The sequence below is a fragment of the Pseudomonas reactans genome, assembly GCF_013385825.1.
Classification (GTDB): Bacteria; Pseudomonadota; Gammaproteobacteria; order Pseudomonadales; family Pseudomonadaceae; genus Aquipseudomonas; species Aquipseudomonas reactans.
In genome coordinates, this window is the sequence record NZ_JACAPG010000006.1 from 109,333 (window position 1) to 132,364 (window position 23,032).

24 protein-coding genes and 4 tRNA genes are annotated in these 23,032 nt (G+C 60.1%); 20 read left to right on the plus strand and 8 right to left on the minus strand.

The features are described from left to right. Positions 1-49: 49 nt before the first annotated feature. Positions 50-340 (minus strand): DUF3565 domain-containing protein, encoded by a 291-nt coding sequence (locus tag HX868_RS06615; protein ID WP_177002530.1) that lies wholly within the window; start codon positions 338-340, stop codon positions 50-52. Between HX868_RS06615 and HX868_RS06620 the strand changes: the two genes are divergently transcribed. Beyond that, on the plus strand, positions 339-824 hold the full coding sequence (locus HX868_RS06620; RefSeq protein ID WP_016976314.1) for an FKBP-type peptidyl-prolyl cis-trans isomerase: 486 nt from the start codon (positions 339-341) through the stop codon (positions 822-824). The two genes, HX868_RS06615 and HX868_RS06620, sit on opposite strands and share 2 nt — an antisense overlap. 265 nt (positions 825-1,089) lie before the next feature. Here the strand turns inward: HX868_RS06620 and rpsT are convergent, their stop codons facing one another. Further along, positions 1,090-1,368 (minus strand): 30S ribosomal protein S20, encoded by a 279-nt coding sequence (gene rpsT, locus HX868_RS06625; protein WP_016976313.1) that lies wholly within the window; start codon positions 1,366-1,368, stop codon positions 1,090-1,092. A 253-nt stretch (positions 1,369-1,621) separates the two neighbouring features. Between rpsT and murJ the strand changes: the two genes are divergently transcribed. The 6 genes from murJ (at position 1,622) to ispH (ending at position 9,144) form a co-directional block, all read left to right on the plus strand. Then, a complete protein-coding gene (gene murJ / locus HX868_RS06630) occupies positions 1,622-3,160 on the plus strand; it encodes a murein biosynthesis integral membrane protein MurJ (RefSeq protein WP_177002338.1) in 1,539 nt (512 codons plus the stop codon). Positions 3,161-3,279: 119 nt separating this feature from the next. Then, positions 3,280-4,218, plus strand: coding sequence for a bifunctional riboflavin kinase/FAD synthetase (gene ribF, locus HX868_RS06635; RefSeq protein WP_010213269.1), 939 nt, complete (start codon positions 3,280-3,282; stop codon positions 4,216-4,218). 14 nt (positions 4,219-4,232) lie between these two features. Then, entirely contained in the window at positions 4,233-7,064 is a 2,832-nt protein-coding gene (gene ileS / locus HX868_RS06640) for an isoleucine--tRNA ligase (protein WP_177002339.1), read from the plus strand. Continuing rightward, positions 7,057-7,566 (plus strand): signal peptidase II, encoded by a 510-nt coding sequence (gene lspA / locus HX868_RS06645; protein WP_177002340.1) that lies wholly within the window; start codon positions 7,057-7,059, stop codon positions 7,564-7,566. The genes ileS and lspA overlap by 8 nt, the downstream gene beginning before the upstream one ends. A gap of 7 nt (positions 7,567-7,573) precedes the next feature. Continuing rightward, positions 7,574-8,011 carry an FKBP-type peptidyl-prolyl cis-trans isomerase gene (gene fkpB / locus HX868_RS06650; protein WP_177002531.1) on the plus strand — a complete coding sequence of 146 codons (438 nt, stop codon included), beginning with the start codon at positions 7,574-7,576 and terminating at the stop codon, positions 8,009-8,011. A 185-nt stretch (positions 8,012-8,196) separates the two neighbouring features. Beyond that, positions 8,197-9,144, plus strand: coding sequence for a 4-hydroxy-3-methylbut-2-enyl diphosphate reductase (gene ispH, locus HX868_RS06655; RefSeq protein ID WP_012722142.1), 948 nt, complete (start codon positions 8,197-8,199; stop codon positions 9,142-9,144). Here ispH and HX868_RS06660 read toward each other — a convergent pair. Next, positions 9,098-9,679 carry a GspH/FimT family pseudopilin gene (locus tag HX868_RS06660; RefSeq protein WP_177002341.1) on the minus strand — a complete coding sequence of 194 codons (582 nt, stop codon included), beginning with the start codon at positions 9,677-9,679 and terminating at the stop codon, positions 9,098-9,100. The two genes, ispH and HX868_RS06660, sit on opposite strands and share 47 nt — an antisense overlap. A gap of 192 nt (positions 9,680-9,871) precedes the next feature. On the opposite strand from HX868_RS06660, the gene pilV reads away from it, so the two are divergent. From pilV to thiO, 5 genes are all read left to right on the plus strand, one after another. Further along, the gene (gene pilV / locus HX868_RS06665; protein ID WP_177002342.1) at positions 9,872-10,357 is read left to right on the plus strand and encodes a type IV pilus modification protein PilV; all 486 of its coding nucleotides are present in this window, start codon (positions 9,872-9,874) and stop codon (positions 10,355-10,357) included. Then, a complete protein-coding gene (locus HX868_RS06670; protein WP_177002343.1) occupies positions 10,354-11,061 on the plus strand; it encodes a PilW family protein in 708 nt (235 codons plus the stop codon). The genes pilV and HX868_RS06670 overlap by 4 nt, the downstream gene beginning before the upstream one ends. A gap of 7 nt (positions 11,062-11,068) precedes the next feature. Next, on the plus strand, positions 11,069-11,599 hold the full coding sequence (locus HX868_RS06675) for a PilX N-terminal domain-containing pilus assembly protein (protein WP_177002344.1): 531 nt from the start codon (positions 11,069-11,071) through the stop codon (positions 11,597-11,599). An 11-nt stretch (positions 11,600-11,610) separates the two neighbouring features. Further along, complete coding sequence (locus HX868_RS06680) at positions 11,611-12,012, plus strand: type IV pilin protein (protein WP_177002345.1); 402 nt, start codon at positions 11,611-11,613, stop codon at positions 12,010-12,012. A gap of 62 nt (positions 12,013-12,074) precedes the next feature. After that, positions 12,075-13,184, plus strand: a complete 1,110-nt coding sequence (gene thiO, locus HX868_RS06685) for a glycine oxidase ThiO (RefSeq protein WP_177002346.1) — start codon at positions 12,075-12,077, stop codon at positions 13,182-13,184. Here the strand turns inward: thiO and HX868_RS06690 are convergent. Together HX868_RS06690 and HX868_RS06695 are read right to left on the minus strand one after the other, a co-directional pair. Further along, positions 13,171-13,404 (minus strand): PP0621 family protein, encoded by a 234-nt coding sequence (locus HX868_RS06690; protein ID WP_177002347.1) that lies wholly within the window; start codon positions 13,402-13,404, stop codon positions 13,171-13,173. The two genes, thiO and HX868_RS06690, sit on opposite strands and share 14 nt — an antisense overlap. A 125-nt stretch (positions 13,405-13,529) precedes the next feature. Further along, a complete protein-coding gene (locus HX868_RS06695) occupies positions 13,530-14,555 on the minus strand; it encodes an outer membrane protein assembly factor BamD (RefSeq protein WP_061435280.1) in 1,026 nt (341 codons plus the stop codon). A gap of 149 nt (positions 14,556-14,704) precedes the next feature. Here HX868_RS06695 and rluD point away from each other — a divergent pair, with 149 nt between their 5' ends. From rluD to HX868_RS06730, 7 genes are all read left to right on the plus strand, one after another. After that, entirely contained in the window at positions 14,705-15,667 is a 963-nt protein-coding gene (rluD, locus tag HX868_RS06700; protein WP_016976299.1) for a 23S rRNA pseudouridine(1911/1915/1917) synthase RluD, read from the plus strand. Beyond that, positions 15,664-16,389 carry a peptidoglycan editing factor PgeF gene (gene pgeF, locus HX868_RS06705; RefSeq protein ID WP_177002348.1) on the plus strand — a complete coding sequence of 242 codons (726 nt, stop codon included), beginning with the start codon at positions 15,664-15,666 and terminating at the stop codon, positions 16,387-16,389. Before rluD ends, pgeF begins: the two co-directional genes overlap by 4 nt. Positions 16,390-16,519: 130 nt before the next feature. Then, on the plus strand, positions 16,520-19,084 hold the full coding sequence (clpB, locus tag HX868_RS06710) for an ATP-dependent chaperone ClpB (protein ID WP_016976297.1): 2,565 nt from the start codon (positions 16,520-16,522) through the stop codon (positions 19,082-19,084). A gap of 302 nt (positions 19,085-19,386) precedes the next feature. After that, positions 19,387-19,462, plus strand: a tRNA-Asn gene (locus tag HX868_RS06715). Between the two features lie 10 nt (positions 19,463-19,472). Continuing rightward, positions 19,473-19,549, plus strand: a tRNA-Pro gene (locus tag HX868_RS06720). Positions 19,550-19,554: 5 nt separating this feature from the next. Beyond that, positions 19,555-19,630: transfer RNA gene (locus HX868_RS06725), tRNA-Lys, on the plus strand. 94 nt (positions 19,631-19,724) lie between these two features. Further along, positions 19,725-19,801, plus strand: a tRNA-Pro gene (locus HX868_RS06730). A gap of 167 nt (positions 19,802-19,968) precedes the next feature. Here HX868_RS06730 and HX868_RS06735 read toward each other — a convergent pair. The 3 genes from HX868_RS06735 to HX868_RS06745 are packed head-to-tail and all read right to left on the minus strand — an operon-like array spanning position 19,969 to position 22,185. Further along, positions 19,969-21,267: an NAD(P)/FAD-dependent oxidoreductase gene (locus HX868_RS06735; protein ID WP_016976296.1), complete on the minus strand. Its 1,299-nt coding sequence runs from the start codon at positions 21,265-21,267 to the stop codon at positions 19,969-19,971. A gap of 60 nt (positions 21,268-21,327) precedes the next feature. Then, positions 21,328-21,501, minus strand: a complete 174-nt coding sequence (locus HX868_RS06740; RefSeq protein WP_016976295.1) for a DUF3094 family protein — start codon at positions 21,499-21,501, stop codon at positions 21,328-21,330. Positions 21,502-21,555: 54 nt separating this feature from the next. After that, positions 21,556-22,185 (minus strand): DUF1780 domain-containing protein, encoded by a 630-nt coding sequence (locus tag HX868_RS06745; protein ID WP_010213242.1) that lies wholly within the window; start codon positions 22,183-22,185, stop codon positions 21,556-21,558. 103 nt (positions 22,186-22,288) lie between these two features. Here HX868_RS06745 and HX868_RS06750 point away from each other — a divergent pair, with 103 nt between their 5' ends. Continuing rightward, complete coding sequence (locus HX868_RS06750; protein WP_177002349.1) at positions 22,289-22,978, plus strand: energy-coupling factor ABC transporter permease; 690 nt, start codon at positions 22,289-22,291, stop codon at positions 22,976-22,978. The last annotated feature ends 54 nt before the right edge of the window (positions 22,979-23,032 follow it).

The window sequence follows — 23,032 nt, forward strand, 5'->3', positions numbered from 1 at the left end:
GAGGTTCTATGGTTGAACGTCTACCGGGAATCAGGCGCCAAGGTTATCGTTATTCGTGTGCTTGCGCACACCAGCCGCAGGCAAAGGGCTGGCCTATTTTTTCAAGGCGTTGCGCGGGGTCGAGTACCCAGGCGCGGGACTGCCAGGGCGGCTGGTGGCGCAGGTGTTGGGTGTGGCCGCAGGACAGCTCGGCGACCCAGTGTTGATCGTCGTCCTGGTAGAACCCGATGATGAAGGATGCCGTTGATCGGTCCCGTCTGTCCGGGTTCTGTTCGCTTTCGGGCAAATCCTTGTTTAGACTTGTCCGTTCTTCATTCTTATGCAAAAGGTCTCGCCCCATGACGATCGCCGCTAACAAGGCTGTCTCCATCGACTATACCCTGACCAACGACGCTGGTGAGGTCATCGACAGCTCCGCCGGCGGCGCGCCGCTGGTCTACCTGCAAGGCGCAGGTAACATCATCCCAGGCCTGGAAAAGGCGCTGGAAGGCAAGAACGTCGGTGATGAACTGACCGTTGCCGTAGAACCTGAAGATGCTTACGGCGAGTACTCGGCCGAACTGGTCAGCACCCTGAGCCGCAGCATGTTCGAAGGCGTTGACGAGTTGGAAGTGGGCATGCAGTTCCACGCTTCCGCGCCGGACGGCCAAATGCAGATCGTGACTATCCGTGACCTGGACGGCGACGACGTGACCGTCGACGGCAACCACCCTCTGGCTGGCCAGCGCCTGAACTTCCAAGTGAAGATCGTTGCTATCCGCGACGCTTCCCAGGAAGAAGTGGCCCACGGCCATGTCCACGGTGAAGGTGGTCACCAGCACTGATTGATGTATTGATCAGTTGCTAGCAAAAACGCCCCGACTGGTTCGGGGCGTTTTTTTTTGCCTGCCGATAATCCTTGTAGGAGCGAGCTTGCTCGCGAAAATCGTTAACGATGATGCGGGCAGGCTGAATGTGCGCGGCGCTCTCTGGTTTTTCGCGAGCAAGCTCGCTCCTACAGGTGGGCACAAACAAAAATGCCCCGGACCTTTCGGTACGGGGCATTTTTTAACTGTTTCGCAACCTGGGTCGCGTTGCAGTTGTTACCACTTAGGCTGCAGCAGCGACGCTCAGAGCCTTGATGTGGCCATTCAGACGGCTCTTATGACGAGCGGCCTTGTTCTTGTGGATGATGCCTTTATCGGCCATGCGGTCGATAACTGGCACAGCCAGAACGTAAGCTGCTTGAGCTTTTTCAGCGTCTTTGGTGTCGATGGCTTTAACTACATTCTTGATGTAGGTACGAACCATGGAACGCAGGCTGGCGTTGTGGCTGCGACGCTTCTCAGCCTGTTTTGCACGTTTTTTGGCGGAAGGTGTGTTGGCCACCGTCGAGCTCCTCGAAAGACTTTTTAGGAAATAGCAAACAAAATAGGCCGCGAATCATGCCGATGACTTGATGTGTTGTCAAGGGCGGCTGATGCGAACTGCTGAGTGGTCGATCTGAAGAGGCGGGTGATTTATTTCCGGCGCTTGACCTGTAAACTCGCGAGCTTTGGCTCTGTGCTGTTGCAGGCGCGCAGTATCGCATAAGTAGGCGCTTTGTTCGCCTGCTCTTTATCTAAAGGCGCAAACTCTTTCAATGAATCTGCTCAAATCGTTGGCCGCCGTCAGCTCTATCACGATGATCTCCCGGGTTCTGGGGTTTGTACGCGACACGCTGCTGGCGCGCATTTTCGGCGCCAGCATGGCCACGGATGCCTTCTTTATTGCCTTTAAACTGCCCAACCTGCTGCGGCGGATCTTCGCCGAAGGTGCGTTTTCCCAGGCCTTCGTGCCGATCCTGGCCGAATACAAGACCCAGCAGGGCGAAGAAGCCACCCGCACCTTTATTGCCTACGTTTCGGGCCTGTTGACCCTGGTGTTGGTGCTGGTGACCGTGCTCGGCATGCTCGCCGCGCCCTGGGTGATCTGGGCCACGGCGCCCGGTTTTGCCAATACCCCGGAAAAATTCGCGCTGACCACCGACCTGTTGCGCGTGACCTTTCCTTATATATTGCTGATCTCCCTGTCATCACTGGCCGGGGCGATCCTGAATACCTGGAACCGTTTCTCGGTGCCGGCCTTTGTGCCGACCCTGCTGAACGTCAGCATGATCATCTTCGCGCTGTTCCTTACGCCCTACTTTGATCCGCCGGTGATGGCCCTGGGCTGGGCGGTACTGGCCGGCGGCCTGGCGCAATTGCTCTACCAACTGCCGCACCTGAAAAAGATTGGCATGCTTGTCTTGCCGCGCCTGAACCTCAAGGACACCGGCGTATGGCGCGTGATGCGCAATATGCTGCCAGCGATCCTCGGTGTGTCGGTTAGTCAGATTTCCCTGATCATCAATACCGCGTTCGCCTCGCTGCTGGTCTCCGGCTCGGTGTCGTGGATGTACTACGCCGACCGCCTGATGGAATTGCCGTCCGGCGTGCTGGGCGTGGCACTGGGCACGATTCTGCTGCCAACCCTGGCGCGCACTTACGCCAGCAAGGATCGCCAGGAGTATTCGCGCATCCTCGATTGGGGGTTGCGCCTGTGCTTTGTGCTGGTGCTGCCATGTGCGCTGGCGCTGGGGATCCTGGCTGAACCGTTGACCGTGTCGCTGTTTCAATACGGTCAGTTCGATGCCCATGACGCCTTGATGACCCAGCACGCGCTGGTCGCTTATTCCGTCGGGCTGCTCGGCATCATCGTGATCAAAGTGCTGGCTCCCGGCTTCTATGCCCAGCAAAACATCCGTACGCCGGTGAAAATCGCGATTTTCACGCTGATCGTCACGCAACTGCTCAACCTGGTGTTTATCGGCCCGCTGGCCCACGCCGGCCTGGCGCTGGCGATCAGTGCCGGTGCGTGCATCAACGCCGGGCTGTTGTTTTACCAATTGCGTAAGCAGCAGATGTTCCAGCCGCAGCCAGGCTGGGGCCTGTTTGCCCTCAAGTTACTGGTGGCGGTGGCCATGATGTCGGCCGTGCTGCTGGGCCTGATGCACTTCATGCCGGCATGGGATGAAGGCCATATGCTTGAGCGCTTCATGCGTCTTGGCGTGTTGGTCGTCGCGGGTGTGGTGGTGTACTTCGGGATGTTGCTGCTGCAAGGCTTCCGCCTGCGGGATTTCAATCGCAAGTCCCTGGGTTAGAGAGTTTGCCGCGATAAAACCGTTGTTTTATCGATTCGATCCATTTGGCCTGTGCTGTTGCCTGTCGTCCGGGGCCGGGTGTGGTTATAATCGACCACTTTATGAGCAAGAAGCGCGTTATGCAGCTGGTTCGAGGTCTCCACAACCTGCGCCCCGAGCATCGGGGCTGCGTCGCCACTATTGGCAACTTTGACGGTGTTCACCGTGGCCACCAGGCTATCCTGGCTCGGCTGCGCGAACGCGCGGTCGAGTTGGGCGTGCCCAGCTGCGTGGTGATTTTCGAGCCACAGCCGCGGGAATACTTCACCCCCGAGACCGCGCCAGCCCGCCTGGCCCGCTTGCGGGACAAGCTGCAATTGCTGGCTGAAGAGGGCGTGGACCGTGTCCTCTGCCTGGCCTTCAACCAGCGTTTGCAAAGCCTGAGCGCCGCCGAGTTCGTTGACCGCATCCTGGTCGATGGCCTGGGCGTGCAGCATTTGGAGGTCGGTGACGACTTCCGCTTTGGTTGCGACCGCGTCGGGGATTTCGATTTCCTGCAGCATGCGGGCGTCAACCAGGGGTTTACCGTCGAAGCCGCACAAACCGTCGAACTGGACGGCCTGCGCGTGAGCAGTACCCAGGTGCGTAATGCCCTGGCCGCTGCCGACTTCGCCTTGGCCGAGCGTTTGCTCGGTCGCCCGTTCCGCATTGCCGGACGGGTCCTGCACGGCCAGAAGCTGGCGCGCCAATTGGGCACGCCAACCGCCAACGTGCAACTCAAGCGCCGTCGTGTGCCGCTGACCGGGGTTTACCTGGTGAGCGTCGACATCGACGGCCAATCGTGGCCCGGAGTCGCCAACATAGGCGTCAGGCCCACGGTTGCAGGTGATGGCAAGGCCCACCTGGAAGTACATCTGCTGGATTTTGCCGGTGATCTGTATGACCGGCGTTTGACGGTGGTTTTCCACCAGAAGCTGCGTGAAGAGCAGCGTTTCGCCTCCCTTGAGGCGTTGAAAACGGCGATCAATGCGGATGTCGCCGCCGCCCGTGCACTAGCCGCACCTAGCGCCCATCGCTAACCGAAGAGCCTTAAATGACCGACTATAAAGCCACGCTAAACCTTCCGGACACCGCCTTCCCAATGAAGGCCGGCCTGCCACAGCGCGAACCGCAGATCCTGCAGCGCTGGGACAGTATTGGCCTGTACGGAAAGTTGCGCGAAATTGGCAAGGATCGTCCGAAATTCGTCCTGCACGACGGCCCTCCTTATGCCAACGGCACGATTCACATCGGTCATGCGCTGAACAAGATTCTCAAGGACATGATCCTGCGCTCGAAAACCCTGTCGGGCTTCGACGCGCCGTACGTGCCGGGTTGGGACTGCCACGGCCTGCCGATCGAACACAAAGTCGAAGTGACCTACGGCAAGAACCTGGGCGCGGATAAAACCCGCGAACTGTGCCGTGCCTACGCCACCGAGCAGATCGAGGGGCAGAAGTCCGAATTCATCCGCCTGGGCGTGCTGGGCGAGTGGGACAACCCCTACAAGACCATGAACTTCAAGAACGAGGCCGGGGAAATCCGTGCCTTGGCCGAGATCGTCAAGGGCGGTTTCGTGTTCAAGGGCCTAAAACCCGTGAACTGGTGCTTCGACTGCGGTTCGGCCTTGGCTGAAGCGGAAGTCGAGTACGAAGACAAGAAGTCCTCGACCATCGACGTGGCTTTCCCGATCGCCGACGAGGCCAAGCTGGCCGAGGCCTTTGGCCTGTCTTCGCTGGCCAAGCCAGCCGCCATCGTGATCTGGACCACCACCCCGTGGACCATCCCGGCCAACCAGGCACTGAACGTGCACCCGGAATTCACCTACGCCCTGGTGGACGTCGGTGACCGCCTGCTGGTGCTGGCCGAGGAAATGGTCGAGGCCTGCCTGGCCCGCTACGAGCTGCAAGGTTCGGTCATCGCCACCACCACCGGCTCTGCGCTGGAACTGATCAACTTCCGTCACCCGTTCTATGACCGCCTGTCGCCGGTGTACCTGGCTGACTACGTTGAGCTGGGTTCGGGCACCGGTATCGTTCACTGCTCGCCTGCCTACGGCGTAGACGACTTTGTGATCTGCAAGAAGTACGGCCTGGTCAACGACGACATCATCAACCCGGTGCAAAGCAACGGCGTGTACGTGCCGTCGCTGGAGTTCTTCGGCGGCCAGTTCATCTTCAAGGCCGATCAGCCAATCATCGAAAAGCTGCGTGAAGTCGGTGCGCTGATGCAAACCGCCACCATCCAGCACAGCTACATGCACTGCTGGCGCCACAAGACCCCGCTGATCTACCGCGCCACCGCGCAGTGGTTCATCGGCATGGACAAAGAGCCGACCAGCGGCGACACCCTGCGTGTCCGCTCGCTCAAAGCCATTGAAGACACCAAGTTCGTCCCGGCCTGGGGCCAGGCGCGCCTGCACTCGATGATCGCCAACCGTCCGGACTGGTGCATCTCCCGCCAGCGTAACTGGGGCGTGCCGATCCCGTTCTTCCTGAACAAGGAAAGCGGCGAGCTGCACCCACGTACCGTCGAACTGATGGAAGAAGTGGCCCAGCGCGTTGAGCAGGAAGGCATCGAAGCCTGGTTCAAGCTGGACGCCGCCGAACTGCTGGGCGATGAAGCGCCGCAGTACGACAAGATCAGCGACACCCTCGACGTGTGGTTCGACTCCGGCACCACTCACTGGCACGTGCTGCGCGGCTCGCACCCAATGGGTCACGAAACCGGCCCGCGTGCCGACCTGTACCTGGAAGGCTCCGACCAACACCGTGGCTGGTTCCACTCGTCGTTGCTGACCGGTTGCGCCATCGACAACCACGCGCCGTACCGCGAACTGCTGACCCACGGCTTCACCGTCGACGAGACGGGCCGCAAGATGTCCAAGTCGCTGAAGAACGTGATCGAGCCGAAAAAGATCAACGACACCCTGGGCGCCGACATCATGCGCCTGTGGGTAGCCTCGACCGACTATTCGGGCGAAATCGCCGTGTCGGACCAGATCCTGGCCCGCAGCGCCGATGCCTACCGCCGCATCCGTAATACCGCACGCTTCCTGCTGTCGAACCTGACCGGTTTCAACCCGGCCACCGACATCCTGGCGGCCGAGGACATGCTCGCCCTCGACCGCTGGGCCGTGGACCGTACCCTGTTGCTGCAACGTGAGTTGCAGGAAAACTACGGTGAGTACCGCTTCTGGAACGTCTACTCGAAGATCCACAACTTCTGCGTGCAGGAGCTGGGTGGTTTCTACCTCGACATCATCAAGGACCGCCAGTACACCACCGGCGCCAACAGCAAGGCGCGCCGTTCGGCGCAGACCGCGCTGTTCCACATCTCCGAAGCGCTGGTGCGCTGGATCGCGCCGATCCTGGCCTTCACCGCCGACGAATTGTGGGAATACCTGCCGGGCGAGCGCAACGAGTCCGTGATGCTCAACACCTGGTATGAAGGCCTGACCGAACTGCCGGCCGACTTCGAACTGGGCCGCGAGTACTGGGAAGGCGTGATGGCCGTGAAGGTTGCGGTGAACAAGGAGCTGGAAGTGCAACGCGCGGCCAAGGCTGTCGGTGGCAACCTGCAAGCCGAAGTCACCCTGTTTGCCGAGGAAGGCCTGACCGCCGACCTGGCCAAGCTGAGCAACGAACTGCGCTTCGTACTGATCACCTCTACCGCGAGTCTGGCGCCATTCGCCCAGGCCCCGGCGGACGCAGTCGCCACCGAAGTGCCGGGCCTCAAGCTCAAAGTGGTCAAGTCGGCCTTCCCTAAGTGCGCCCGTTGCTGGCACTGCCGTGAAGACGTCGGCGTGAACCCTGAGCATCCGGAAATCTGTGGTCGTTGCGTCGACAACATCTCGGGTGCTGGTGAGGTTCGCCACTATGCCTGATACCAGTCGTTTCGGACGTCTGGGCTGGCTCGTACTGAGTTTGCTGGTCCTGGTCATTGACCAGGTCAGCAAGGCTCATTTCGAAGGCTCCCTGCAGATGTTCCAGCAGATTGTGGTGATCCCGGATTACTTCAGCTGGACCCTGGCCTACAACACCGGCGCCGCTTTCAGCTTTTTGGCTGATGGCGGCGGCTGGCAGCGCTGGCTGTTCGCCCTGATCGCCGTGGTGGTCAGTGCGGTGCTGGTGGTGTGGCTCAAGCGTCTTGGTCGCGATGACACCTGGCTGGCTATCGCTCTGGCATTGGTGCTGGGCGGCGCGTTGGGCAACCTGTACGACCGCATTGCCCTTGGCCATGTGATCGACTTTATCCTGGTGCATTGGCAGAACCGCTGGTACTTCCCGGCGTTCAACTTTGCCGACAGCGCCATCACCGTCGGTGCAATCATGCTGGCGTTGGACATGTTCAAAAGCAAGAAAACCGGAGAGACCGTCAATGACTGATCAGGTATTGGCTGAGCAACGCATCGGCCAGAGCACGGAAGTCACCTTGCATTTCGCACTGCGCCTGGAGAATGGCGATACGGTCGACAGCACGTTCGACAAAGCCCCGGCCACCTTCAAGGTCGGCGATGGCAACCTGCTGCCGGGTTTCGAAGCGGCCCTGTTTGGCTTCAAGGCCGGCGACAAGCGCACCCTGCAGATCCTGCCGGAAAACGCCTTTGGCCAGCCCAACCCGCAAAACGTGCAGATCATCCCGCGTTCGCAGTTCCAGGACATGGACCTGTCGGAAGGCTTGTTGGTGATCTTCAACGATGCGGCGAATACCGAACTGCCTGGTGTGGTGAAAACCTTCGATGACGCGCAAGTGACCATCGACTTCAACCACCCGTTGGCCGGTAAAACCTTGACCTTTGATGTTGAAATCATCGACGTTAAAGCGATCTAACAGATGAAACCGGCGCCTGCGAGCGCTGGTCTGTGTAGGAGCCGGCTTGCCGGCGATGCAGACGCTTCGGTGTATCGTCGACACCGCGGTGATGTTATCGCCGGCAAGCCGGCTCCTACAGGACTCGGCGCTCGCAAGGGCCCGAGTTGATCCATTTTCTTGCCCTGCAAGACACGAGGCACAGCATGCAAATCAAACTCGCCAACCCCCGTGGCTTCTGCGCCGGCGTGGACCGGGCGATTGAAATCGTCAACCGCGCCCTGGAAGTCTTCGGGCCGCCGATTTACGTGCGCCATGAAGTCGTCCACAACAAATTCGTGGTCGAAGACCTGCGCGCGCGCGGCGCCATCTTTGTCGAAGAACTGGACCAGGTGCCGGACGACGTCATTGTCATCTTCAGCGCCCACGGTGTTTCCCAGGCCGTGCGTACCGAAGCGGCAGGCCGTGGCCTCAAAGTCTTCGATGCCACCTGCCCGCTGGTGACCAAGGTGCATATCGAAGTGGCACGCTACAGCCGTGACGGTCGAGAGTGCATCCTGATTGGCCATGCCGGTCACCCGGAAGTCGAAGGCACCATGGGCCAGTACGACGCCAGCAATGGCGGCGCGATTTACCTGGTGGAAGACGAAAAAGACGTCGCCAACCTGCAGGTACAGAACCCCGAGCGCCTGGCATTCGTGACCCAGACCACCTTGTCCATGGACGACACCAGCCGCGTGATCGACGCGCTACGCAGTCGCTTCCCGGCCATTGGTGGCCCGCGCAAGGACGACATTTGCTACGCCACTCAAAACCGGCAGGACGCGGTCAAGCAACTGGCCGACGAATGCGACGTGGTTCTAGTTGTCGGCAGCCCTAACAGCTCCAACTCCAACCGCCTGCGTGAGTTGGCTGAACGCATGGCAACCCCGGCGTACCTGATCGATGGCGCCGAAGACATGCAGCGCAGCTGGTTCGATGGCGTCGAGCGTATCGGTATCACGGCGGGTGCATCGGCCCCGGAAGTGCTGGTGCGCGGCGTTATCCAGCAGTTGCATGCCTGGGGCGCCACTGGTGCCGATGAGCTGGCTGGCCGTGAAGAGAACATCACCTTCTCCATGCCCAAGGAGCTGCGGGTTCGCTCGCTGCTCTGAGTACCTGTGTGCCGGAGTAGCTCCGGCACAACGCCTGCTCGGCACGCTCGCTGCGCAGGCTGATGCGCCCGCTGGGCGCCAGTACGACCTGATACAGGCTCTGCGCCTGATCTGTGGCGCATACGTGCACGGTGCCAGCGCGAAAACCTCCTCCTGAAAACACCGGTTCGCCTAGTCCGCTGAAGCGCACCTGGCTCTTGACTGGCCCATTGCCAACTATTGGCACACGACCGTTATCCTGATGCTCCTGCAGCACGGGGTTGTTGTCATCCAGGTAGCCGCGTCCGCTTATATCCACAATGACCTGCCAGCCCTGGCTCCAGTCGTCTTCCCGCGCATGAATGACTACCGGCTGGTTACGGGCGATGGCTTCAGTGCGCGCGTAGCGCAGGCCTGCGGTCAGGGATTGCGCCGCACTGTGTCGCTGTTGTGATTCCAGCAATCCCTTGAAATTCGGGGTTGCCAGACTGGCCAGGATGCCGCTCACGATCAGCCCGAGCAGCAGCTCGATCAGGGTAAAACCTTGTTGGCGCATGTATCGTCCGTCCTTGGATTCAGTTGACGCCTTAGGTATAGCCCGCAGTGCGTTGCGTCGAATGGTGGCCTTCATGTCCAAAGTATTTCCCTTTGTTCCGGGAGCAGCGCGAGCGAAAAACCGACGCTAGTCTTGGGCCGCACAGCAGGTTTTTCCTGCTTTTTTCGGACCTCGACACGGATGACGACGGTAATGCTTGCTTGCCCCAACAGCGGTTTCCCCCGGGATTTTTCTAGGCACCAAATCGGCATGACGCTGATCGAGGTGCTGGTTGCGGTGCTGATCCTCGCCATTGGCCTGCTGGGCGCGGCTGTGATCCAGCTCAATGCGCTCAAGTACACAGACAGTTCCAGGATGACCAGCCAGGCGAGTTTCATTGCCTACGACATGCTTGACCGAATCCGCGCCAATTCTGCTGTCGACTACTCCTGGGGGCGGGCCGAGCGTGCTCCGGTCAGCGGCGCGTCTGCCAGCGTGCGCGACCTGGACCTGCATGACTTCGAGGCCAATATCCTCGGCTTTGCCGGGGCGAGTGCCAAAGGCTCTGTGTCGGTCAATGCGGGTGAGGTGACGGTCAGCATCAGTTGGGACGACAGCCGGGGCACACACAAACCGGGTGCCCGGGAAACATTTACCCTGACCAGCCGCATCAGCGATGAATCGAGGGGCGCGCAATGAGGCGTCTTGTTCGGGGATTCAGCCTGGTGGAATTGCTGCTGGCGTTGGCCGCGGGCTTGGTATTGATGGTTGGGGCCACCCAGGTGCTGATCAGTTCCAAAGTGACCCACGCCAGCCAGCAGGCCGCCATGTTTCTGCAGGATGACGCACGGTTCGTGCTGGGCAAGCTGATCCAGGATATTCGCCAGGCGGGCATGTTTGGCTGCCTGTCCACGGCATTTATCGACAATGCGCCGCCGGTCTTTGATCAGCCTGTCAGTTGGAGCGCTGGGGCGGGTGCAAAGTCGCTGACGTTAGTCACCGCAGATGTTGGTAACGAGAGTGGCAAGCCTGACTGGACCGTATTGTCCGATTGCACGGGCACCGCCCAGGCATACGCAGGTAGTTCTCCCGCGCCTGTCCCCGGACAAATCCGCTTTGCGCTGCGCCAGATCACCTACACCTTCGAAGCCGGTCAATTGAAAGCCAGCACGCCTGCGGCCCCGGCCAAGGCAGTGCTGGTGGATAACGTGCAGGCTTTCGATATCAGCTTTGGCGTGGCTGCCAAACCTTCGTCGACGGAGGTGGCGCGTTACGAGGCGAGCCCGGCGGACTTTGCCTTGATACGCAGTGTGCGCATCCTGATGACGCTGCAAGACCCCGCCGGACGCGTGAAGGATCAAACCTACAGCGTCGTGGCGGCGCTGCGAAACCGTCTGGGGTAGGGCAGCCATGACGTCTACAGAACCTATTCGTCTGCGGCAGGCTGGCATGGTGCTGCTGGTCAGCCTGGTGTTGTTGCTGCTGTTGTCGTTGATCGGTCTGTCATCGATGCAAGGTGCGGTCAGCCAGCAAAAAGTCAGCGGTAGTCTTTGGCACCGCAATCAGTCGCTACAAACTGCGGAAAGTGGCTTGCGACGTGGGGAATCGGTTGTGCGGCGGGCATTTGCGATGCTGCCGCCGTGCCGGTCGATTGTCACCTGTGCGCCGCCGGCTGCCGCCTATTCGGTGGTTGGGGCTGGGGTGGACCCTGTTTCGGGTGTCACTTGGGTTGCACTGAGCGGAAGTCTATACGGCATTCAATCCCTTGGACCTGCGGTGGGGCTGGCGCATGTACCACCACAAGCCGTGGCCGACGCGTATCGAGTGACGGCTGTCGGGTTAAGCGGCCAATTACGCACGGTGTTGGAGAGCGTCTATGCGCATGTAGAAGAGGAGGGTGGCTCGCGTTTTCGGCGGGTGGCTTGGCGGCAACTTCAATAAGGAGCGTTGAAATGGGCATGGACAGTCAGGGCTTTACCCTGATCGAGTTACTGATCGCCGTGGTGATCATTGCGGTGCTGGCCGGGATTGCTTACCCCGGCTACACCGGCCATATGAAAAAGGTCTATCGCGCTGAAATCGCCGCGTTATTGACCGACCAGGCTCAGCATCTGGAGCGGTTTTATACGAGGAGCGGCACTTTTATTGATGCAAGCGGCGTCAGCGAGGGCAATGATCGCTATAGAATCACCGCAGCATTGAACCCTCAGGATTTCCAGCTCGTGGCTACGCCTCGCGTCGGCTCGATGATGACTGGCGACCTTTGCGGCGACTTCAGCCTGGTCAGCACCGGCGCGCGGACCAATCCGGGTGCGGCACCTGAAATGTCGCGCAAGCTGTGCTGGGGGCAATGATGAGAGTGCTGAATGACTGGGCGCCAAGTGCGCATGTTCCTATTTATCGGCTGGATCAAATGATGGCAGAGCAACAGCAGGTAGTGATTGTCGGTGGCGGGGTCATCGGCTTGTTGACGGCGTTCAACCTGGCGATCCAAGGGCAAGCCGTGGTGCTGCTGGAGCGCGCGGGGTTGGGGCAGGAGTCCTCCTGGGCGGGCGGTGGTATTGTCTCGCCGCTGTATCCGTGGCGCTACAGCCCGGCTGTCACTGCACTCGCGCATTGGTCCCAGGACTTTTATCCACAGCTGGCGCAGCGCCTGTTCGCCCAGACGGGGGTTGATCCGGAGGTGCATACCACCGGCCTGTACTGGCTGGACCTGGACGACGAAGCCGAAGCCCTGGCCTGGGCTGCGCGAGAAGGCCGCCCCTTGAGCAAAGTGGATGTCTCGGCTGCCCATGATGCCGTTCCGGTGCTGGGCGGCGGGTACTCCAGCGCGGTCTACATGGCTGACGTCGCCAATGTGCGCAACCCGCGCCTGGTCAAATCCCTCAAGGCGGCACTGCTGGCGTTGCCCGGCGTGACCCTTCATGAGCAGTGCGAAGTGACCGGATTTGTTCTGGATGCGGGCAATGTCGTGGGTGTGAATACAGCTAATGGGCCGATCTTTGGCGATCACGTCGTGCTGGCGGCCGGTGCGTGGAGCGGTGAACTGCTGGGTACTTTGGGCCTGTCGCTGCCGGTCGAGCCGGTCAAAGGCCAGATGATCCTGTACAAATGCGCCTCGGACTTCCTGTCGAGCATGGTCCTGGCCAAGGGGCGTTATGCGATCCCCCGGCGTGACGGGCACATCTTGATTGGCAGTACCCTGGAGCACGAAGGCTTCGACAAGACCCCTACCGAGACGGCGCTGCAAAGTCTCAAGGCATCCGCGGTGGAGTTGATTCCCGCCTTGGCGGACGCCGAGGTGGTTGGGCACTGGGCAGGGTTGCGCCCTGGTTCACCGGAAGGCATCCCCTATATTGGCCAAGTGCCGGGCTTAAAAGGCTTGTGGCTCAACTGCGGCCATTACCGCAATGGTCTGGTGCTTGCGCCGGCATCTTGCCAGTTGTTTACTGACTTGCTGCTGGCGCGTGCGCCGATCATCGACCCTGCGCCTTATGCGCCAGAAGGTCGGATCAACGCTGGATAGACTTCGGGCCCTGCTCCAGATGCGCCTGGGTGCAATACCATTCCTGACGTGAGCTCAGGGCGCGATTCTGCGGCAGGTGCACGCCGCAGTGGGCGCAGCGCACCATCAGGGCGGCGTCAGGTTCGCTTGCGCGATGTTGCTTGGCGGCCGGGCTTTTGAACTTGCGCCAGAACCATACTGCGGCGGCAATGACGGCAATCCAGAACAATAGACGAAGCATGATGGGCAGTTTCTCGACAAGGAATGCGCCAGTTTAGCCAAGGACGTGCCAGGCGCACAGCGCAATAAATATCACCCACAAAAAAGGAGCCTCGAAAGGCTCCTTCTTGATGACACCCGGTGCTATCAGTCAAACACACCGAAAGTCATGTAGCTGAACCACGAACGATCCTGGTTGTTGCCCAGGGCCTCAGGCTCTTCTTCTTTGATCACGTCGCCGTTCTCGTCATGCGGCTTGAGCTCCGAAGGAATAGCGTCCTTGGCGTCCTGGTACTGCTTGATCACGTCCTGGTTGGCGCGGGTTTCGCCCGGCGGCAGCGGTGGACGGGACTCGATCAGGCCCAGGGTGTACTTGCTCAGCCACGAACGGTTGTCGGCTTCGGCAACCTGAGGCACGAACTGGCCGTCTTTCAGGCTTGGGTGATCCGGGTAGTTGAGCTTCAGGGTTTCCAGGCTGGTGCTGGCCAGCTCGTCCAGGTGTAGACGCTGGTAAGCCTCGGTCATCACGGCCAGGCCGTCACCCACGGAAGGGGTTTCCTGGAAGTTTTCTACCACATAACGACCACGGTTGGCGGCGGCTACGTAGGCCTGACGGGTCAGGTAGTAGTGCGCCACGTGGATTTCGTAGGAAGCCAGCAGGTTGCGCAGGTAGATCATGCGCTGCTTGGCGTCCGGCGCGTAGCGGCTGTTGGGGTAGCGGCTGGTCAGCTGGGCGAACTCGTTGTAGGAGTCGCGGGCAGCGCCCGGGTCACGCTTGGTCATGTCCAGCGGCAGGAAGCGCGCCAGCAGGCCGACGTCCTGGTCGAACGAGGTCAGGCCCTTCATGTAGTAGGCGTAGTCGACGTTCGGGTGCTGCGGATGCAGGCGGATGAAACGCTCGGCGGCGGACTTGGCAGCTTCCGGCTCGGCGTTCTTGTAGTTGGCGTAGATCAGCTCGAGCTGGGCCTGGTCGGCGTAGCGCCCGAACGGATAGCGCGACTCCAGTGCCTTCAGCTTCGCTGTGGCGCTGGTGAAGCTATTATTGTCCAAGTCTTTCTGAGCCAGTTGGTACAACTCGACTTCGCTCAGGTTTTCGTCGACGACTTCCTTTGTTGACGAGCAAGCAGCAGTCATGGCGAGGATGGCGATCAGCAGCAGGTGTTTCACTTGCATGGCGGCTTGCGTCCCTATGACGGCCGCTGTCTTGGGCGGGGCCGTCCTGTTATGATGAGCGCCCCGTTGAAAGCCTCGGGGCAAAAGACGCCGTATTTAACCACAAGCGCGCAGCCGAAACCAAAGGCTGTGCCACGCCTAGTCTGAGCATGTCCGATAAAATTGAACTTCGCGCAGAGGTGCCGTCCGAATTGGGCGGCCAACGCCTCGATCAAGTCGCCGCACAATTATTCGCTGAGCACTCGCGCTCGCGCCTTTCCGCCTGGATCAAAGACGGCCGCCTGACTGTGGATGGAGCGGTTATCCGCCCGCGAGACATAGTCCATGGCGGTGCGATTCTTGAGCTGACTGCCGAGCAGGAAGCCCAGGGAGAATGGGTCGCCCAGGACATCGAGCTGGATATCGTCTATGAAGACGACGACATCCTGGTCATCAACAAACCCGCAGGCCTGGTGGTTCACCCGGCGGCCGGGCACGCTGATGGCACCTTGCTCAATGCCTTGTTGCACCACGTGCCGGACATCATCAATGTCCCGCGCTGCGGCATCGTGCACCGTCTGGACAAGGACACCACCGGCTTGATGGTGGTGGCCAAGACCATTCAAGCGCAGACGCAGTTGGTCACACAATTGCAAAGCCGCAGCGTCAGCCGGATCTACGAATGCATCGTGATCGGCGTGGTGGTGGCAGGTGGCAAGATCAACGCCCCGATCGGTCGCCACGGCCAGCAGCGCCAGCGTATGGCGGTGATGGAAGGCGGCAAGCAGGCCGTCAGCCACTACCGTGTGCTGGAGCGTTTCCGTTCCCACACCCACGTGCGGGTCAAGCTGGAAACCGGCCGTACCCACCAGATTCGCGTGCACATGGCGCACATCAACTTTCCGTTGGTCGGAGATCCGGCCTACGGTGGTCGCTTCCGTATTCCGCCTGCGGCCAGCCAGACCATGGTTGAATCGTTGAAAACCTTCCCGCGCCAGGCACTGCATGCGCGCTTCTTGGAGTTGGACCATCCGACGAGCGGTAAGCGGATGAGCTGGGAATCGCCGCTGCCGGACGATCTGGTCTGGCTGCTGTCGCTGCTCAAGCAGGATCGCGAGGCGTTTATCGGATGAGTGACTGGCTGATTCCTGACTGGCCTGCGCCGGCTCAGGTGAAAGCCTGCGTCACCACCCGTGCGGGCGGCGTCAGCCTGACGCCGTTCGACAGCCTCAACCTGGGCGATCACGTCGAGGACAGCCTGGAGGCCGTCCTTGAGAATCGCCGTCGCCTTAGCGATGCCTTCACTATTCAGCCGGCTTGGCTGCGTCAGGTTCATGGTGTGACTGTGGTCGAAGCCGACCCAAATCGCACCGTCGAAGCGGATGGCAGTTGGACCAGCACCCCTGGCATTGCCTGCACCGCCATGACCGCCGATTGCCTGCCTGCGTTGTTCTGCAACCGCGCCGGCACCCGTGTGGCGGCGGCCCATGCCGGTTGGCGTGGCCTGGCGGCGGGCGTGCTGGAAGCTGCCTTTGAAAGCCTGGATACCGATCCGGGTGAAGTGCTGGTCTGGCTTGGCCCGGCGATTGGCCCGCAAGCCTTTGAAGTCGGCCCGGAAGTGCGTGAAGCCTTCATGCAGCAATTGCCGATCACCGCTGAAGCCTTCGTGCCCAGCCGCAATTCCGGCAAATTCATGGCCGACATCTATAAGCTGGCCCGTCTGCGCCTGGCCGCACGTGGCGTCACTGCTGTTTATGGTGGCGGTTTATGCACCGTGACCGACCCGCGCTTCTTTTCTTACCGCCGTAGCCCACGCACCGGTCGGTTTGCCTCCCTTATCTGGCTGGAACGCTAGACTCCTCTGATCTGCGTCAACTGTCCGTCGCTTGAAACTCGCAGAATCCACCCCATCTATAGGGGTATCTGGCAGGTTTCTTCATTCAGGATGTTTTATAGCTCCGGCCTGCTCAAAAGGAAGGTGACTAATGCGTATTGATCGTTTAACCAGCAAATTACAGTTGGCATTATCTGACTCTCAATCCTTGGCGGTGGGCCTCGACCATCCGGCCATCGAGCCTGCACATTTGATGCAGGCGCTTCTGGAACAGCAAGGTGGTTCTATCAAGCCTTTGCTGATGCAGGTGGGCTTTGACGTCAACAGCCTGCGCAAGGAGTTGAGCAAAGAGCTCGACCAACTGCCGAAAATCCAAAACCCGACTGGCGACGTGAACATGTCCCAGGACTTGGCGCGCCTGCTGAACCAGGCAGACCGTCTGGCCCAGCAGAAGGGTGACCAGTTCATCTCCAGTGAACTGGTGCTGCTCGCCGCCATGGACGAGAACAGCAAGCTCGGCAAGTTGTTGCTGGGCCAGGGCGTGAGCAAGAAAGCCCTGGAAAACGCCATCAACAACCTGCGCGGCGGCGACGCGGTGAACGACCCCAACCATGAGGAGTCGCGCCAGGCCCTGGATAAATACACCGTCGACCTGACCAAGCGCGCCGAAGAAGGCAAGCTTGACCCGGTAATCGGCCGTGACGATGAAATCCGTCGCACCATCCAGGTCCTGCAACGTCGCACCAAGAACAACCCGGTGCTGATCGGCGAGCCTGGCGTGGGTAAAACCGCGATTGCCGAGGGCCTGGCCCAGCGCATCATCAATGGTGAAGTGCCGGACGGCCTCAAAGGCAAGCGCCTGCTGTCCTTGGACATGGGGTCGCTGATTGCCGGTGCCAAGTTCCGTGGCGAGTTCGAAGAACGCCTGAAATCCCTGCTTAATGAACTGTCGAAGCAGGAAGGGCAGATCATTCTGTTTATCGATGAACTGCACACCATGGTCGGCGCCGGTAAGGGCGAAGGTTCCATGGATGCGGGCAACATGCTCAAGCCAGCCTTGGCGCGGGGCGAGTTGCATTGTGTCGGTGCCACGACGCTCAACGAATATCGCCAGTACATTGAAAAGGACGCGGCCCTTGAGCGTCGCTTCCAGAAAGTGCTGGTGGAAGAGCCGAGCGAAGAGGACACCATTGCGATCCTGCGTGGCCTGAAAGAGCGTTATGAGGTCCACCATAAGGTGGCGATCACTGACGGCGCGATCATTGCGGCGGCGAAATTGAGCCACCGCTACATCACGGACCGTCAGCTGCCCGACAAGGCCATCGACCTGATCGACGAAGCGGCCAGCCGCATCCGTATGGAGATCGACTCCAAGCCGGAAGTACTCGACCGCCTGGATCGGCGCCTGATTCAACTGAAAGTTGAGTCCCAGGCCCTGAAGAAAGAAGAAGACGACGCGGCGAAGAAACGCCTGGAAAAACTTCAGGAAGAAATCGTCCGTCTGGAACGCGAGTATTCGGACCTGGAAGAAATCTGGACCTCGGAAAAAGCCGAAGTGCAAGGTTCTGCGCAGATCCAGCAAAAGATCGAGCAGTCCCGCCAGGAGCTGGAAGCCGCGCGCCGTAAAGGCGACCTGAACCGCATGGCCGAGTTGCAGTACGGGGTGATCCCGGACCTGGAGCGCAGCCTGCAGATGGTCGACCAGCACGGCAAGCCTGAGAACCAGTTGCTGCGCAGCAAGGTGACCGAGGAAGAAATCGCCGAAGTCGTCTCGAAGTGGACCGGCATTCCGGTGTCGAAAATGCTCGAAGGCGAGCGCGACAAGCTGCTGAAGATGGAAAGCCTGTTGCACCAGCGCGTGATTGGCCAGGAAGAAGCCGTGGTGGCGGTGTCCAACGCGGTACGGCGTTCGCGGGCCGGTTTGTCCGACCCGAACCGTCCGAGCGGCTCGTTCATGTTCCTCGGCCCGACCGGTGTGGGTAAGACCGAGCTGTGCAAGGCCTTGGCCGAATTCCTCTTTGATACCGAAGAGGCCATGGTGCGGATCGATATGTCCGAATTCATGGAGAAACACTCGGTGGCTCGCTTGATCGGCGCACCACCAGGCTATGTGGGCTACGAAGAGGGTGGTTACCTGACCGAGGCCGTGCGGCGCAAGCCTTACTCGGTGATCCTGCTGGATGAGGTCGAGAAGGCGCATCCGGATGTGTTCAACATCCTGTTGCAAGTGCTGGAAGATGGCCGCCTGACGGACAGTCACGGGCGTACCGTGGACTTCCGCAACACGGTGATCGTGATGACCTCCAACCTGGGCTCGGCACAGATCCAGGAGTTGGTGGGGGATCGTGAAGGCCAGCGTGCTGCCGTGATGGATGCGCTGACCAGCCACTTCCGTCCGGAGTTCATCAACCGGGTCGACGAAGTGGTGATCTTCGAGCCTCTGGCACGGGATCAGATCGCGGGCATCACTGAGATCCAGTTGAGTCGCCTGCGTGGTCGCCTGGCAGAGCGCGAGCTGGACTTGGTGTTGAGCAGCGAGGCGTTGGACAAGCTGATTGCGGTCGGTTACGACCCGGTGTATGGCGCACGGCCTCTGAAACGTGCGATCCAGCGCTGGATCGAGAACCCGCTGGCCCAGCTGATCCTGTCCGGCAGCTTCATGCCGGGCACCAGCGTCGAGGCGACGGTGGAAAACGACGAAATTGTCTTCCACTAATCCCAGGTCTGTTGGGTAATAAGAGAAGGCCCCGCATTGCGGGGCCTTTTTTTTTCGATAGGGCGTTGAACTGTAAGGCAAAGGCTTGTAAAGTGCGCCCCGCAGCAACGTCAGCCCACGGGTTTCTTCTCCCCAAGAAGAAATCAGAAACAAGCGCAAATCATTGTCTTAAAAGCAATTTAAAGGGTTGACAGGGGTTTTTAAGATTGTAGAATAGCGCGCCTCAGAGACATGAACGTAGCGATACGGACAAGTCGAAGAGAAGGTAGTAAGCAACAACGTAGCACTTTGAAATATGTAGTTCCGTGATAGCTCAGTCGGTAGAGCAAATGACTGTTAATCATTGGGTCCCAGGTTCGAGTCCTGGTCACGGAGCCAATTTCAATATCGGGGTATAGCGCAGTCCGGTAGCGCGCCTGCTTTGGGAGCAGGATGTCGGGAGTTCGAATCCCCCTACCCCGACCATATTTGGGTCGTTAGCTCAGTTGGTAGAGCAGTTGGCTTTTAACCAATTGGTCGTAGGTTCGAATCCCACACGACCCACCATTTTTGAGACCAGCTAATGCTGGAATCGAATCTTAAGATCAGAGGCCAAAAGCACTGATCGAAGAAGGCGACTGAAAGGTCGCCTTTTTTTTACCGGGGTATAGCGCAGTCCGGTAGCGCGCCTGCTTTGGGAGCAGGATGTCAGGAGTTCGAATCCCCTTACCCCGACCATATTAAAAATCCTCGTATCGAAAGATACGGGGATTTTTTTTGCTCACGATTTCATCATTCGGCACTGCCCCTGTAGGAGCCGGCTTGCCGGCGATGGCGTCAGCGAGATATTGGTGATCTCAAGGCCGCCATCGCCGGCAAGCCGGGCTCCTACAGAGGGGGCGTTGTCAGTGAAGTTTGAGCCGTGGCTCGGTGCCACGCCCAATCTTGCTCCCCAGCATCAGCATCGCTGTACGGAAGAACCCATACAGCGCCATCTGGTGCATGCGGTACAGCGACACATAGAACATCCGCGCCAGCCAGCCTTCAAGCATCACACTGCCGGTGAGGTTGCCCATCAAGTTACCCACCGCCGAGAAACGCGACAGCGAGATCAGTGAGCCGTAGTCGGTGTACTTGTAGCTTGGCAGGTCCTTGCCTTCGATGCGCAGCTTCAGCGACTTGGCCAACAGCGATGCTTGCTGGTGAGCGGCCTGGGCGCGTGGCGGTACATTGCGATCGGTGCCCGGTTGCGGGCAGGCGGCGCAGTCGCCAAAGGCAAAGATGTTTTCGTCGCGGGTGGTTTGCAGCGTCGGCAACACTTGCAGTTGGTTGATGCGGTTGGTTTCCAGGCCATCGATGTCCTTGAGGAAACCTGGCGCGCGAATGCCTGCGGCCCATACCTTGAGGCTGGCGGGGATCACCTGGCCGCTGCTGGTGATCAACGCGTCGGCCGTCACTTCGCTGACCGCCGAGTTGGTCAGCACGGTCACCCCAAGCTTCTCCAGGGTTTTATGCACAGGCCCGCCGATACGCTCCGGCAGGGCAGGCAGCACCCGTGGGCCGGCTTCGATCAGGGTGATGTGCATGTTTTCCGGCTTGATACGGTCCAGGCCGTAGGCGGCCAGCTCATGCGCGGCGTTGTGCAGTTCGGCGGCCAGCTCGACCCCGGTGGCCCCCGCGCCGACGATGGCAACGCTGATCTTTTCCACCACATCCGTTTGCCCGGCATGGGCGCGCAGGTAGTGGTTGAGCAGTTGCTGGTGGAAGCGCTCGGCCTGCTTGCGGGTGTCGAGGAACAGGCAGTGTTGCGCCGCGCCTTCGGTGCCGAAGTCATTGGTGGTGCTGCCAACGGCAATCACCAGGCTGTCATAGCCCAGCACGCGCGCGGGTACCAGCTCACGGCCTTCTTCATCGAGGGTGGCGGCCAGCTGGATCTTCTTCTGTTCACGGTCGAGCCCGCTCATGCGCCCCAGTTGGAACTCGAAGTGGTTCCATTTAGCTTGGGCGACATAGTTGAGTTCGTCTTCCGAGGAATTGAGCGAACCGGCCGCCACTTCGTGCAGCAAGGGCTTCCAGATGTGGGTCAGGTTGGCGTCTACCAGCGTGATGCTGGCGGTGCCGCGCTTGCCCAGAGTCTTACCCAGGCGGGTAGCCAACTCCAGGCCGCCGGCGCCGCCGCCGACGATAATAATACGATGGGTCATGGGGATATCTCGCAAGGCTAAAAGAAATCGGAGCAGTTACCCCCGCGAGCGCCAGGCAGCTCATAGCGTCAGGTAACTCAAAAGTCGGCTCAGCAAGCCCAGGCCGATCACCACAACAAGCACCACACCCAGGAGCAGCCATGGCCGGAAAGGCTTGCGCTCGACTCGGTTTTGGGAGAGTTGCAGGTACTCTTCGACATGCTGTTGGTCATCGGGGTTCAGGCGGCTGGTCATAAAGGCCTCGTCAGGTAGACGTTGCAAAAGGGCGCCACGTTACAGTCCGGGGGATCAGAGGCTGATGCCCACATCGAATACTATGCTGCGGCCCAGGTTGTTGCGCAAGAAATCCGGTGCGTCCGGGTGCGCGAACAGCACCCGCGCAAACGTCGGTCCCACCAGCGACAACGAGCGCCAGCCCTGGCGCAGGTATTCGGTTGGCGGCGGAAAATGACTGTTGAGGTCGAGTACTTCGCGCTTGAGGCTGGTGAAGGCGACGATATCCAACTCCCCCAGGTCCATCCCGCGTTCTTTATAGTTATGCGCCTTCTTGCGCAGTGTAGGTGCCAGGCGCAATAAAAACTCGTGGGCCGGAATGCGCCGCGGCTTGGCTTCGCGCCGCACCAATTGGCTCAGGGAGAAGGCGCTGCGCCGACGCAGCAACTCGTCGCGCCATTCGTCGTTCAGGCGGCGGCCCTCATCCAGTACGAAAAACACTTCGAAGCTGGCATCGCGAAACAGTACGTCCGGCGGTTCTTGCCCGGCGGCATGAAACTCTTCGGCTCGGTAGGGCACGTTCAAGCCTTGCAACAGGCGCTGGCAGACCCAACGCTCACGCTCCCATTTGCGGGCATTGGACAGGAACGCGTTGGCTTGTTCGGCCGCAACGGTGAGTAGGCGCAGGTAGTCTGAGTCATCCATAGCTAGCAGCTTAGCGCTCAAATGATGACCGCAGGAAGTACCTCCATGAAGCGTCGGTGTAAACTGATCATCCGACCGATATTCGACCAGAGGGAGTGTCGCCGTGATCAGTGCCGCACTGCTGGCGCCAACGACTATGGGCATTGGCTGGCTGTTCTATGCGCCGGTGGTGCTGTGGGCGATCCTGCGCTCGCCCTGGGTCGAGTTGTTTGCCGACCGCCGCCGCCAGCACTTGCTGTTCGGCACGGTGTTCGCGTTGTTCATGCTGTGGCTGGTACGGCGGGACTTTGATACCGGCGTGTCGTACCACTTCATCGGCATGACCGCCGTGACCCTGTTGCTGGATTGGCCTTTGGCAATTGTCGGTGGCTTTGCCGCCCAGTTGGGCCTGATGATGTTAGGGCGCCAAGACCTCGCCGCCCTTGGCGTCAATGGCCTGTTGCTGATCGTGCTGCCAGTGCTGGTCACTGAAGCCTGCGCGCTGCTGGTCGAGCGAGCACAGCCGCGTAATCCCTTTGTGTATATCTTCTGTTCCGGGTTCTTTGCCGCCGCATTGTCGGCATTGCTCTGCCTGCTGTTGGGGCTGGGGCTGCTGTGGTTCGACGGCCGCTTCGCCATGCCGGAATGGCTGGAGGATTTCGTCGGCTACCTATGGCTGATCATCTTCCCCGAAGCTTTTATCAACGGCATGGTCATCAGCGCCCTGGTGGTGTTTTGCCCGGAATGGCTGGAGACTTTCAACCGCACGCGCTACCTCTCGGCGCCCTGGAAGGATGACGATTCGCCGCGTTGATCCAGATCAAATCTCGCACACGCAGGCAGGCCCATGCTCTGCAAAATTTTTCCA

Bases quoted from the DNA above. Each gene is read 5' to 3' on its own strand.
- HX868_RS06620 (WP_016976314.1), top strand. From the start codon at position 339: ATGACGATCGCCGCTAACAAGGCTGTCTCCATCGACTATACCCTGACC.
- HX868_RS06615 (WP_177002530.1), bottom strand. From the start codon at position 340: ATGGGGCGAGACCTTTTGCATAAGAATGAAGAACGGACAAGTCTAAAC.
- murJ (WP_177002338.1), top strand. From the start codon at position 1,622: ATGAATCTGCTCAAATCGTTGGCCGCCGTCAGCTCTATCACGATGATC.
- ribF (WP_010213269.1), top strand. From the start codon at position 3,280: ATGCAGCTGGTTCGAGGTCTCCACAACCTGCGCCCCGAGCATCGGGGC.
- ileS (WP_177002339.1), top strand. From the start codon at position 4,233: ATGACCGACTATAAAGCCACGCTAAACCTTCCGGACACCGCCTTCCCA.
- lspA (WP_177002340.1), top strand. From the start codon at position 7,057: ATGCCTGATACCAGTCGTTTCGGACGTCTGGGCTGGCTCGTACTGAGT.
- ispH (WP_012722142.1), top strand. From the start codon at position 8,197: ATGCAAATCAAACTCGCCAACCCCCGTGGCTTCTGCGCCGGCGTGGAC.
- HX868_RS06660 (WP_177002341.1), bottom strand. From the start codon at position 9,679: ATGCGCCAACAAGGTTTTACCCTGATCGAGCTGCTGCTCGGGCTGATC.
- pilV (WP_177002342.1), top strand. From the start codon at position 9,872: ATGCTTGCTTGCCCCAACAGCGGTTTCCCCCGGGATTTTTCTAGGCAC.
- HX868_RS06670 (WP_177002343.1), top strand. From the start codon at position 10,354: ATGAGGCGTCTTGTTCGGGGATTCAGCCTGGTGGAATTGCTGCTGGCG.
- HX868_RS06675 (WP_177002344.1), top strand. From the start codon at position 11,069: ATGACGTCTACAGAACCTATTCGTCTGCGGCAGGCTGGCATGGTGCTG.
- HX868_RS06680 (WP_177002345.1), top strand. From the start codon at position 11,611: ATGGGCATGGACAGTCAGGGCTTTACCCTGATCGAGTTACTGATCGCC.
- thiO (WP_177002346.1), top strand. From the start codon at position 12,075: ATGGCAGAGCAACAGCAGGTAGTGATTGTCGGTGGCGGGGTCATCGGC.
- HX868_RS06690 (WP_177002347.1), bottom strand. From the start codon at position 13,404: ATGCTTCGTCTATTGTTCTGGATTGCCGTCATTGCCGCCGCAGTATGG.
- HX868_RS06695 (WP_061435280.1), bottom strand. From the start codon at position 14,555: ATGCAAGTGAAACACCTGCTGCTGATCGCCATCCTCGCCATGACTGCT.
- rluD (WP_016976299.1), top strand. From the start codon at position 14,705: ATGTCCGATAAAATTGAACTTCGCGCAGAGGTGCCGTCCGAATTGGGC.
- pgeF (WP_177002348.1), top strand. From the start codon at position 15,664: ATGAGTGACTGGCTGATTCCTGACTGGCCTGCGCCGGCTCAGGTGAAA.
- clpB (WP_016976297.1), top strand. From the start codon at position 16,520: ATGCGTATTGATCGTTTAACCAGCAAATTACAGTTGGCATTATCTGAC.
- HX868_RS06735 (WP_016976296.1), bottom strand. From the start codon at position 21,267: ATGACCCATCGTATTATTATCGTCGGCGGCGGCGCCGGCGGCCTGGAG.
- HX868_RS06740 (WP_016976295.1), bottom strand. From the start codon at position 21,501: ATGACCAGCCGCCTGAACCCCGATGACCAACAGCATGTCGAAGAGTAC.
- HX868_RS06745 (WP_010213242.1), bottom strand. From the start codon at position 22,185: ATGGATGACTCAGACTACCTGCGCCTACTCACCGTTGCGGCCGAACAA.